This window comes from Winogradskyella vincentii (assembly GCF_020166345.1).
GTDB classification, from domain to species: Bacteria; Bacteroidota; Bacteroidia; order Flavobacteriales; family Flavobacteriaceae; genus Winogradskyella; species Winogradskyella vincentii.
In genome coordinates, this window is the sequence record NZ_JAIUJS010000057.1 from 1 (window position 1) to 338 (window position 338).

Genomic DNA, 338 nt, shown 5'->3' on the forward strand with positions numbered 1-338 from the left:
GTTAGCATATTATAAATATCAACTTCATCAGGATTGTATCCTTTAAGTCTACTATCACCCACTTGGGCGGCGCTTAATTCTTTAAACCATTTATCGGCTTCTTCATAATTGCCGATACTCCTTAGAGATTGTATGTACTTATATAAATACTCTGGATCAATGTTCTTATGTTCTGTTAAGGCCTGGCCATACCAGTATGCGGCTTTGTCAGAAATTGAATTATTGTAATAAGCATCTCCTAGCCTTGTAAGTACATGAGCACTCATGTCGCCTTTTTCTACTGCTTTCTCGTATAGTTCAATGGCTTTATAATAATTGAAATTCTCAAAAAACTTGTC

At 35.5% G+C, this 338-nt stretch carries 1 protein-coding gene; it reads right to left on the reverse strand.

Annotated features, from left to right (window positions below; genetic code table 11):
- The coding region (locus LBV24_RS15150) for a tetratricopeptide repeat protein (RefSeq protein ID WP_394371143.1) at nt 1–338 on the reverse strand (338 nt) is incomplete at both ends.